General features: G+C 48.9%; 13 protein-coding genes. 6 read left to right on the forward strand and 7 right to left on the reverse strand.

The window, feature by feature from the left end; translation table 11 throughout:
• Positions 1-48: 48 nt before the first annotated feature.
• The 3 genes from alr to NT002_10725 form a co-directional block, all read right to left on the reverse strand.
• Positions 49-1176, reverse strand: coding sequence for an alanine racemase (gene alr / locus NT002_10715; protein MCX6829734.1), 1128 nt, complete (start codon positions 1174-1176; stop codon positions 49-51).
• Positions 1177-1276: 100 nt separating this feature from the next.
• Positions 1277-1765 (reverse strand): ferritin family protein, encoded by a 489-nt coding sequence (locus NT002_10720; protein MCX6829735.1) that lies wholly within the window; start codon positions 1763-1765, stop codon positions 1277-1279.
• 38 nt (positions 1766-1803) lie between these two features.
• Positions 1804-2010 (reverse strand): hypothetical protein, encoded by a 207-nt coding sequence (locus NT002_10725; GenBank protein MCX6829736.1) that lies wholly within the window; start codon positions 2008-2010, stop codon positions 1804-1806.
• A gap of 175 nt (positions 2011-2185) precedes the next feature.
• On the opposite strand from NT002_10725, the gene NT002_10730 reads away from it, so the two are divergent.
• The 5 genes from NT002_10730 to NT002_10750 all read left to right on the forward strand — a co-directional run bounded on the left by NT002_10730 (position 2186) and on the right by NT002_10750 (position 6102).
• On the forward strand, positions 2186-2878 hold the full coding sequence (locus NT002_10730; GenBank protein ID MCX6829737.1) for a YggS family pyridoxal phosphate-dependent enzyme: 693 nt from the start codon (positions 2186-2188) through the stop codon (positions 2876-2878).
• Between the two features lie 50 nt (positions 2879-2928).
• A complete protein-coding gene (locus NT002_10735; protein ID MCX6829738.1) occupies positions 2929-3501 on the forward strand; it encodes a DivIVA domain-containing protein in 573 nt (190 codons plus the stop codon).
• On the forward strand, positions 3488-4309 hold the full coding sequence (locus NT002_10740) for a purine-nucleoside phosphorylase (protein MCX6829739.1): 822 nt from the start codon (positions 3488-3490) through the stop codon (positions 4307-4309). The genes NT002_10735 and NT002_10740 overlap by 14 nt, the downstream gene beginning before the upstream one ends.
• A gap of 221 nt (positions 4310-4530) precedes the next feature.
• Entirely contained in the window at positions 4531-5406 is an 876-nt protein-coding gene (locus NT002_10745; GenBank protein MCX6829740.1) for a DUF2971 domain-containing protein, read from the forward strand.
• A 135-nt stretch (positions 5407-5541) separates the two neighbouring features.
• On the forward strand, positions 5542-6102 hold the full coding sequence (locus NT002_10750) for a transposase (protein ID MCX6829741.1): 561 nt from the start codon (positions 5542-5544) through the stop codon (positions 6100-6102).
• Positions 6103-6196: 94 nt separating this feature from the next.
• Here NT002_10750 and yidC read toward each other — a convergent pair whose 3' ends face one another.
• From yidC to rpmH, 4 genes are read right to left on the reverse strand one after another with little or no spacing between them, the layout of a single operon-like run.
• Positions 6197-7906, reverse strand: a complete 1710-nt coding sequence (yidC, locus tag NT002_10755) for a membrane protein insertase YidC (protein ID MCX6829742.1) — start codon at positions 7904-7906, stop codon at positions 6197-6199.
• 4 nt (positions 7907-7910) lie between these two features.
• Positions 7911-8174 carry a membrane protein insertion efficiency factor YidD gene (yidD, locus tag NT002_10760; GenBank protein MCX6829743.1) on the reverse strand — a complete coding sequence of 88 codons (264 nt, stop codon included), beginning with the start codon at positions 8172-8174 and terminating at the stop codon, positions 7911-7913.
• Positions 8167-8508, reverse strand: coding sequence for a ribonuclease P protein component (gene rnpA, locus NT002_10765; protein ID MCX6829744.1), 342 nt, complete (start codon positions 8506-8508; stop codon positions 8167-8169). Before rnpA ends, yidD begins: the two co-directional genes overlap by 8 nt.
• Before the next feature lies 1 nt (position 8509).
• The gene (gene rpmH / locus NT002_10770) at positions 8510-8662 is read right to left on the reverse strand and encodes a 50S ribosomal protein L34 (GenBank protein ID MCX6829745.1); all 153 of its coding nucleotides are present in this window, start codon (positions 8660-8662) and stop codon (positions 8510-8512) included.
• Between the two features lie 687 nt (positions 8663-9349).
• Here rpmH and NT002_10775 point away from each other — a divergent pair.
• Positions 9350-9775, forward strand: a complete 426-nt coding sequence (locus tag NT002_10775; GenBank protein MCX6829746.1) for a hypothetical protein — start codon at positions 9350-9352, stop codon at positions 9773-9775.
• Positions 9776-9877: the final 102 nt, after the last annotated feature.

Here is a 9877-nt window from a genome sequence, read left to right on the forward strand (position 1 = left end):
CCCGTTGTATAAATTTCATCGGTCCAAATGCGATGAAATGGACTCAGGTCAGACAATCACCCGAGGAATATGATTGCTTATTCGGCTCACAATTTCATAATTGACCGTCCCCGCCCAGGCGGCAAGCTGGTCGGCGGTAATCCGCTCGGAGCCATCCGGCCCCATCAGAGTCACCGGTTCCTCAAGTTTAACTCCTTTAATATCAGTGACATCGACCATCACAAGGTTCATGCAGACACGTCCCCGAACCGGCGCACGTTTCCCTTTGATCAGGACATGAGCCAAATTCGATAGAGCCCGCGAATAACCATCATAATAGCCGATTGGCAGGACCGCTAATCTGGTTCGTGCAGTTGTCCGGTAAGTGCAACCGTAACCGACAAAGGCATCGGGAGGAACCTCTTTTATCTGAATTACCCTGGTTTTCCACGCCATCATGGGAGTCAGGATACTGTTGGAACCTCCTGCCAGAAGGTAAGATAAATAGGTTTCTTTGGAGGGCCAGAGACCGTAGAGGGCGATTCCGGGCCGAACCAGCTCAAGTTTGGTATCCTCAAAGAGAAGCAAGGCAGCCGAGCAGGCGGTGTGGCGATAATCGGGTTTAAGGCCGAGGCTCTTGATTTTGGTAACAATTCTGTTGAATTCTCTGAGCTGGAAATTGGCATAGGTGTGGTCGGTCGTGTCCTCAATATTGGCAAAATGAGTGGAGACGCCTTTTAAATGCAGGGATGGATATTTTTTTATGGCGTCGACAAATTTGTCAATTCTGCCCAGTTCTACCCCCTGCCGGTTAGTGCCGGTTTCAACTTTTAGATGGATATCGATCTTACGGCCACATTTGCCGCCCAGTTGCCCCAGTCTGGAAATAGTCTCAAGATTGTAGATGGTCGGTTCAAGATCCAACTCCAAAACATCAGCCAGGTCATTTAGAGCAATGTAGCCGACCATAAGAACACTTCTGTCCCAGCCGAATTTTCGGGAAGCTGCGGCCTCCTCAAGGGAGTGGACAGCGATATAGGGGATTTTCTCTTTTTTCAACAGAGTCAACATCTCCGGCAGGCCATGCCCATAGGCATTTGATTTGACTGCGGCGGCGATGAGACGATTGCCAGCCAGTTTCCTGATTGTCAGAATATTCCGGGTAAAGGCTCTGGAATCGATTTCCAGCCAATTCAATAGCTTCTTCTGCATGGGGGGAATAAAGGGGACAGCCGTGGCCGTGGCAATAAAAAAAGTCCGCCGAAGCGGACTTCTTTTGAATTTTCAACCAATCGAATCAATCGCCTACCTGGGCCATCATCCTCCTGACAATGGTCATATGTCCTTCTTCAAAGCGGGTCAACTGGTCGAAAATATCTTTGGCCTCTTTCGAGGTGGATTTCTGAGAAGCGCCGCGGAAAAGGTCGCGCGCCTCGGTTTCCAGCCGAAGCGCCATCTCCAATATCTCCCGCCGACCCTTTATTCTTCTCACCTGTTCAATCAGTTCTTTATGCACGGCGGTCATCTCTTCATTGATTTCCGGCAGCCCTTTCTGTTTCAGGATATCGGCGGTGCTGATCCATTTCTCGGAACGGATGAGTGAATCGTACTGGCGTTCCAGGACATGAAAATGGCCTTTCTCTTCACCGGCCAATTGGTGCAGGGTCGCCTGGATTTCGGCGGCGTCGATTTTCTTTGCCGCTTCTATATAGAACACGTACGCGGCCACCTCGGACTGGATGCCGGAGGTCAACGCCGCCAGAATGTCGGGATTAACCGGGGTCATTAGCTTCTCCTTCAAATTCAACTCAGTTTGAGAGTCAATCACATCTCATAGAGATAGTTTTTATCAAGCTCGGCCTGAAGTTTATCGCGGTGTTTTTCTTCCTCAACGGCCAGAAACAGGAACATCTCTTTGGTCGCCTCATTTTCGAACAGCTTGGCGTGATTGAAATAAAAATCATGCGCTTCCTGTTCGCGCTGGATCGCGATTTTGATCGCTTCCAGAGGATCGGAGGTTTTGTCAATCATTGGGGTATATCTCCTTAATATTTTAATAACCGATTTTTCCCATTTTACTAAACTGACCGAAAAAGTCAAGTATTTATGTTGCCACATGATACGCACCGGGCCGATGAATCCGCCCATATTTTTATTGAATTTGCCCAAGCAAAAAGCATATAATAGGTTGGAAGAAGAGCAAGTGATGTTTGAGCATATTGAAAGCAATCTCATAAAGATCAGAGGCAAGGTCGCTACAGCCGCCGCGAAAGCGGGCCGGGAGCCGAAGGAGATTATAATAGTGGCGGTCTCAAAGACCTTTTCGATTGAAGCGATTGAAGTCCTCCTGAATTGCGGTATCACCGATATCGGTGAAAGCAAAGTGCAGGAGGCGGAGCCGAAAATAGCAGTTCTCGGCAAGGCGGCCCGCTGGCATATGATCGGACACCTTCAAACCAACAAGGTGAAAAGAGCTCTTGACCTTTTTGATCTGATTCAGTCGGTTGACACGATGAAAATAGTCGAGGAGATCAATATTGTCGGCGAGAAGCTGGGGAAGAAGGTTGACTGCCTGCTCGAGATCAACTCCTCGGGCGAGATGACCAAGAGTGGGGTGCCCCCCTCGATGGCGCTCAATCTGGTCAGAAGTGTCTTGGAACTGGGGCAGATTAATCTCTGCGGCCTGATGACGATCGGCCCGTTGAGCGACGACCCGGAGCATGTTCGCCGGGCCTTTCGGCTTACCCGTGAGCTTTATGAGCGGAGTAAAGAAATAGTCGGGGAATCTTTCCGATGGTTGTCGATGGGGATGTCGGGCGATTATGAGACGGCGATTGAGGAAGGATCCAACATGGTACGGATAGGGACCGCCATTTTCGGCCGGCGGTTATCGGAATGAAATATGGCTGCATTCGAAATATATAAAAACATGAATAGAGAAGGTGCCAGATGGAATTAACACCCAACGAAATACGGAATCTTAAATTTTCCTCTTCCATACGGGGGTACAACCGTGCCGAAGTTGATTCGTTCATGGAGGCGGCGGCCACCGCTCTGGAGGAAGCCCGGGTGGCGCTCCTGAAAGTGAGTGAGGAAAAAGAGTCGCTGACCCGGAGGTATGAGGATCTGAAAGGGTTGGAAGAAACGATTAAGTCAGCAATAGTAGAGGCACAGCGCGGGGCCGAGACGATGCTTTCCAATGCCAAACGCGAGGCTGACCTGGTTATAGCCGAGGCACGGCGCCGTCGCGATGATGCTATCGAGCAGAAACACCGGCGCGTGGTCGAACTGGAACAGCGGTATGAGGAGCTGGATTTCACCCGCCGTTCCCTTTTCGCCAGGCTTCAAGCCGACCTGGGAGTATTCCTGAAACTGTTGGAATCGATGGATCCGCTCAAGCCGGAAAGCGAGCAGAAAGAGCCGCCCCGAGTGAACAACCCGGAGGTGGAAATCGACCGGATTGTGGAGCAGTTCCGTCTGGAAACCGGCGCCCCGGAGGAGAAAAAAGATGGGCAACCTTAAGAGCATGGTTAACGAAGCAAGCGTCTATATACGAACAGAGACGAAAACAATACCGGAGATAGGAATTATTCTCGGCACCGGGCTGGGGTCGCTGGCCGATGGTATCGAAATCAGCGCCAGAGTTGACTACGGCAAGATACCGCATTTCCCGGTCTCGACGGTGGAATCACACGCGGGGAGGTTGCTGTTCGGGAATCTCAAAGGGAAGCCGGTGGTGGCGATGCAGGGGCGGTTCCACTATTACGAAGGGTACACGCTGCAACAGGTCACTTTCCCGGTGCGGGTGATGAAAGAGCTCGGGATAAAAACGCTGATTGTTTCCAATGCCTGCGGCGGACTCAATCCACTGTTCCGGCGTGGAGATATAATGATAATCACTGACCATATCAATCTTCTGGGAAACAACCCCCTGATCGGCCCCAATGATGATACTATCGGCGACCGGTTTCCGGACATGTACAACTGCTACGACAAGGAGTTGGTGCGACTCGCCGAGGAAGTTGCACTGGAACAGAAGCTGCCGGTGAAAAAGGGTGTCTATGTGGCGGTGGCCGGGCCGAATCTTGAGACGGCGGCGGAGTACCGGTTCCTTCGTACAATCGGCGCCGATGTGGTCGGGATGTCGACCGTGCCGGAGGTGATTGCGGCGCGGCACCAGCATACAAAAGTGCTGGCTTTCTCGATTATCACCGATATGGGTCTGCCGGATGCTCTGACTGCCTGCTCGCTGGAGGAGATTATTGCGACCGCCAACAAGGCGGAGCCGAAACTTCGCGACCTGATCGCCGGCTGCGTGGCGAAGATGTAGCTATTAGAATTGCAGCGTGATAGGGCGGGGCTGAGTCTCAAGGGGGTTGTATCAATTTTGGCAAAAAAACATAAAATAAGTGATTGATTGACAATTAAAAATATGAGATATATTTGTTGTATATCAAGTGGTTGCACCAATCGAGGGATGGAGAGTTGCATTGGTGATGGGACACCACACGCGGACGTGCGCCTGATAGAAAAAGCGAGACAGGAGAAGAAATGAAATTGCATGAAGATGCTGATTGGATGGAGGGGAGACGCCGAGCAATGGTGGAGAAAAAGGTACCGCAATATCTATATAAATTTAGGTCGTGGAGTGACAATAATATCAATGATCGAAAGATCATCACAAATCAAATGGTCTGGTTTGCATCGCCCGCTTCACTCAATGATCCTTTTGACTGTAAAATACCATTTAGATATGATCTAATGCCGCGTGATGGACTATTCAAGCGAATCTCTAATCTGGGACGCGAAAGGCACCCTGATTGGGATGAACAAAGACTAAGGGCTGAGTGCGAGAGAATAATGGCGTGCCATCCATCGCTTTCTGCAGACAGCAATGTCAGAGAAAAAGGCTATAGTGACTTTTCGAGGCTTATTGAGGAATCACACGGGATATTATCATTTGCCGGAGTGTACAAAAATATTCTGCTGTGGTCGCATTATGCTGATTCACACCATGGTTTTTGTGTCGAAGTAGATGCGAAATTGCTGGCTGAGGAACTATTTGATCTTTTGAGAACTGATAGGCACTTGATAGATTTTGCCAAGGTAAAATATGAGAAGGAATTGCCAGTAGTGATACCGTTAAACGATACAGACCAGGACCATGAAAGATATATGAAGGTTTTTTGCTGCAAATCTCCCGCTTGGCAGTATGAAAAAGAATATCGATTCATTTATGTAGGCAAGACTAGCTTGGCACGATATATATCAAAGAGTGCAATCAGACGAGTTATTCTGGGGTGCCAAATGAACTCAAAAGTAGAGCGTGAGATCATTTCTATAATTACGCATCGATTGCCGGATTGTAAGATATGGAAAGCAAAGAAATCCAACGATAACTTCAAGCTTGAATTCGCCCCCATCTAAGCATATTGAGCTTGGCAGATTAGATTGATTAACGCAATTAAGTAGTGGAATTTATCATGGAGATGAAGGAGTATTCGGGCGAACGCCACGGTTAGCCCCGACATGTCGGCAGGGCAGCATAATTAGAAAATATATATGGTGCATGAGAGATTGGGCGGGCGCCGCTCCATACGGTTGTCGGAATATGATTATTCACAGGATGGCGCGTATTTTGTCACCATTTGCACGCAGAACAAAGAACATCTGTTTGGTGAAATCGCATCCGGTAAAATGATATTGAATGATGCAGGCAGAATGATTGATATGTGGTGGCAGGAATTACCCAGACATTTTGTGCCAGTGCAAATTGATCAATATGTGATAATGCCCAATCATTTGCATGGAGTTATTGTGATTGTAGGGGTCGACCGATGTGTCGACCCAAGAAAAACAGCCGAGATCAAGAAGGGCGAACACGTCGGTTCGCCCCTACCACATATCGTGCAATGGTACAAAACCATGACAACAAATGAATATATTAAAGGGGTAAAAACGAATCGTTGGAAGCCGCTTGCCCGTCGCCTCTGGCAGCGCAATTACTATGAACATGTCATTCGCAATGAATACGACCTGAATGAAATTAGAAAATATATAATAGAAAACCCGCTGAAATGGGCGCTCGATAATGACAATCCGGAGCAGTGTATTAATGTGTAGAGGTCGACCGATGTATCGACCCAAAAGCACTGTCATATAAACGAAAAGGGCACGCTGTTGGCGTACCCTTGATATTTGAAGATCGTAAATATGATTATTGTTGGACCGGGACAGTCGGTTGTTTGTGCGGTTTGACAACCAACTGTTCAATGAATGAAAATAGGGAAAAACAGGTCCAGTACAAAACCAACCCGGCGGCGGCCTTGTAAAATATGAATCCCATGAAAAGGGGCATGATATAGATAAGGATCTTGTTTTTGGGGTCGGTCATGGTCATTTTCTGCTGCACAAACATCAGCACCATCATTACTATCACCATTATAATGTATGGGTCGGTGAATGAAAGCGCCCCGCGGGAGAGATCATTCCACCAGAGCACAAAAGGAGCCTGGCGAAGAACGATGGTGGCGCTGAAGACCGAATAGAGGGCGATAAACAGTGGTAGCTGCGGCAGGTACGGCAGACAGCCCGAAAAGGGATTGACCCCATGCTCTTTATACAGCTTCATCATTTCCTTATTGAGCGCCTGAGGATTGTTCTTGTGTTTCTTCTTCAGTTCCTCCAGTTTCGGCTGGATTTCCTTCATAGCCATCATTGACTGCACGGTCTTCTTGGAAAGGGGCCAGGTAAGAAGTTTGATAACCAGAGAGAAGAGAATTATGACCACGCCGTAATTGGGGATAATGTCATACATCCGCGGCAGCAGCCACATGATAGGAATGGCGAATATTTTGATAATCCATCCCACCACCGGGGTCGTACCGATATCGATAATATCAAGAACGTTATTGCCGTAACCGCGCAAAATCTCATAATCGATCGGCCCGACAAAGACCGTAAAGGAATCGGACAGGGTTTCATTTTGCGGGATATTCATCACCAATCCGGTAGTGAGTGTCCTTCTTTCGAAGGTGCCCCGGGCGGTAACGATTTTTTCTTTCAAACCGGACGCTTTGGCGGCGACCGCCGTATCGGAGCGGGGAATCAGGATATAGGTGAAATACTTCGAACGGTTGGCGATCCAGTTGGTGTTGCCGCTTTCGGTGCGGTTGAATTTGTTATCGGTATACTTATCGAATTTGACTCGTTCGGTTCCCTGATAGGCCATTGCCCACATAGTGTTGTATTCGCTGAAAAGGTCGAGTTCGGTGGGATCGAGGCGGTTGTTCCATTCGAATGAGTACTCCCGTTCGATGCCGAGACCGGAACGTTTATCGACTGTCAACACCAGGTCATAGTCATACCGATCCTGGTAGAAACGGTATCTTTTGGTTATGGTGGCGCCGCCCTCTTTCTGAAAACTGTAAGATATTTCGAGCGGCGTGCCGGCGACCGAATATTTCCCTTTCGGAAGCGATGACTGGTAAACCAGCTTTCCGGCATCAAAAGCCCCGCCGAGAAACATGAAATCGGGAGTTACCTGGCGGCATTCGGGGAGCATCTCCACCGGGCCGTTATTATTGTAATTATAATCGTTGAGCTTGAGCGAAACCGGGCCGCCCCCGTGATTGGTCAGGGTCACCAGCCAGACATCGGTTTCGACAATGATCGTATCTTCGGGAAGATTTTCCATCTGCGGCAGAACGGCCGTGACGCCGCCGGACGTATCAACAAGCGCCGCGACGGTCGTGTCGCGGGGCTGAACAGCGTTTCGGGTTGTATCAACCACGCGCAGTGTATCGATGGCGACGGGTGTCTGGCGTGGCGGCATTGGCTTCATAAGACCCAGATTGGTCATTATCGGAATCCAGAAAATGACCAGCATCCCCAGAAGTACTACCAGCAAAATAGTTTTCTTATCCAATTTGCTACCCTACATCCTTATATTGAATGTTTCGGGGAGGGATCGGATCGAAACCTCCCTCATGCCACGGGTGACAGCGGAAAATCCGTTTGACCGCCAGAATCATCCCCCGGAAAGCTCCATATTCTTTGATTGCCTCCTCGGCATAACGGGAGCAGGTCGGGTGGAAACGGCATTGCCCGCCCACAAATGGGGAGAGGGTATACCGGTAGACCAGAATGGCCCCCAGAAAAGGATAGCTGAATATGGAGATTTTCTTCTTATCCATCAATTCTGATTGACTTACAGGTCTTATCCAGTTCACCCCGAAGACGCTCATGAGATGTTTCGGCGGCGATTCCCCTGAAACGAATCAGGAAAGTCCCCTCGAGGCGGCCGAGTTCCTGCTGTTTGCGGAAATCCACGCGGAGCCATCTTTTAATCCGGTTACGTTCGACCGCACATCCTGCCTCGGATGAGATTATATATGCGGCCAAATAGCCGCCGCGGATTTTCGCCGGTTCACTATCCCGATAGACAGTCAGATTGCCCGAACGAAACCTTTTGCCGCTCTGGAACAAAGCCTGAATCATCTTCCTGCTTTTTAGACTGTGACGGGGCAAGCTATTTTTTTCTTTTGGTTGAGACGGTAAGTCTCTTTCTTCCTTTGGCCCGGCGGCGGGCCAGAACCTTGCGGCCATCAGCCGTAGCCATCCGTTTGCGAAAACCGTGGTCGTTAATACGCTTACGATTCGATGGTTGAAATGTCCGTTTCATCTTAAACCTTTATAGTTAAAAATAATCAAGGCTGTAAATATACCGATAATTCCGCATTCGTCAAGAGGAATAGGCAGGAAAGTTGGGAAGCAGAATAGGGAAGTTATCCCCCTGCTGATTTATGGGAAGGGGTTTGGGAAGGGCGATTAGGGAGTGGTGGCGAGTACTGAAAGGCGGGATGAATCCCCTATGTCATTCCAATATGCGCAAATGTAAAGACCCTCGAATGCTTCGCTATGAGTTGGTCCGGTTTGCCCAACGGCTGGGCGCCAAATCTGCCGCGCGAGCCTTCAAAACTATCCCCAAAACTGCCGCGGAGTGGCCTGAGATAATTGCAACCCGGCTCTTTGCAGGGGCCGGAAGACCAAAGCAAAGCTCCTAAGAGCGGCATAATCTTATTTGGGATCACCAAAAATCGAAAATAGTCATTGACAGAGCCTAATGGCCCAAATATATTTAATTAAGTTTTCATCAATCTTTCTTTATTGGGCGAACATCGTCTGTCAACTTCGTCATTAGCCCCGGCCTGATATGGTCAGGCGTTGCTGAAGTCTAATCGGTTCACAGAATAGGAAACCGAATGGCGTTTTTAGACTCATTAATTTATTACCGAGGAGGTGGTAATGACCTACCAAATGCTCAATGAACTAGAAATATTTAACTATTAAATGGCATTAAGGAGGAATCATGAGAAACCATAAGAGTGGTTTATCAATTATCCGAATGACATTAGTGCTTACCCCGCTTGCAATCGTGTTACTTGCTTTAGGGTTATTGGTCATCCTTAACGGTGCGGCTATTAGTTCAGATGCGCCCAAGGTTGGATTGAACACTGTTGAAAAGTACAACCCGAACGCACCGAAGCTGAATAAAGCGACCGCGGTTGAGCGTCCAGTAGCTTTCAAGAAGCCGTCGAATGCCCTTAATCCGTTAACGCCGACCACCTTACTTCCACCGGACTACAAGTGCGAATATATCGACTACTCCGGCGGCGCTATGGCCTATTATTGGCGCCTGACAGACAAGTACGGTGATACGATTATGGGCCAGCGGTTCACGCCTAACGAGGGGTATAACTGGAGTGAACCCCTTTTGTTGGACAGGTTAGGGTAGGACGGTTTGGCGGTTCACTTTTTCGTTCCTCAGTAGGGCCTCGAACTCGTTGGGTGGTCGATAGCCCAGAGAGGAATGCAATCGTTTCTCATTATAGACATC

Source organism: Candidatus Zixiibacteriota bacterium, assembly GCA_026397505.1.
Taxonomy (GTDB): Bacteria; Zixibacteria; MSB-5A5; order GN15; family PGXB01; genus JAPLUR01.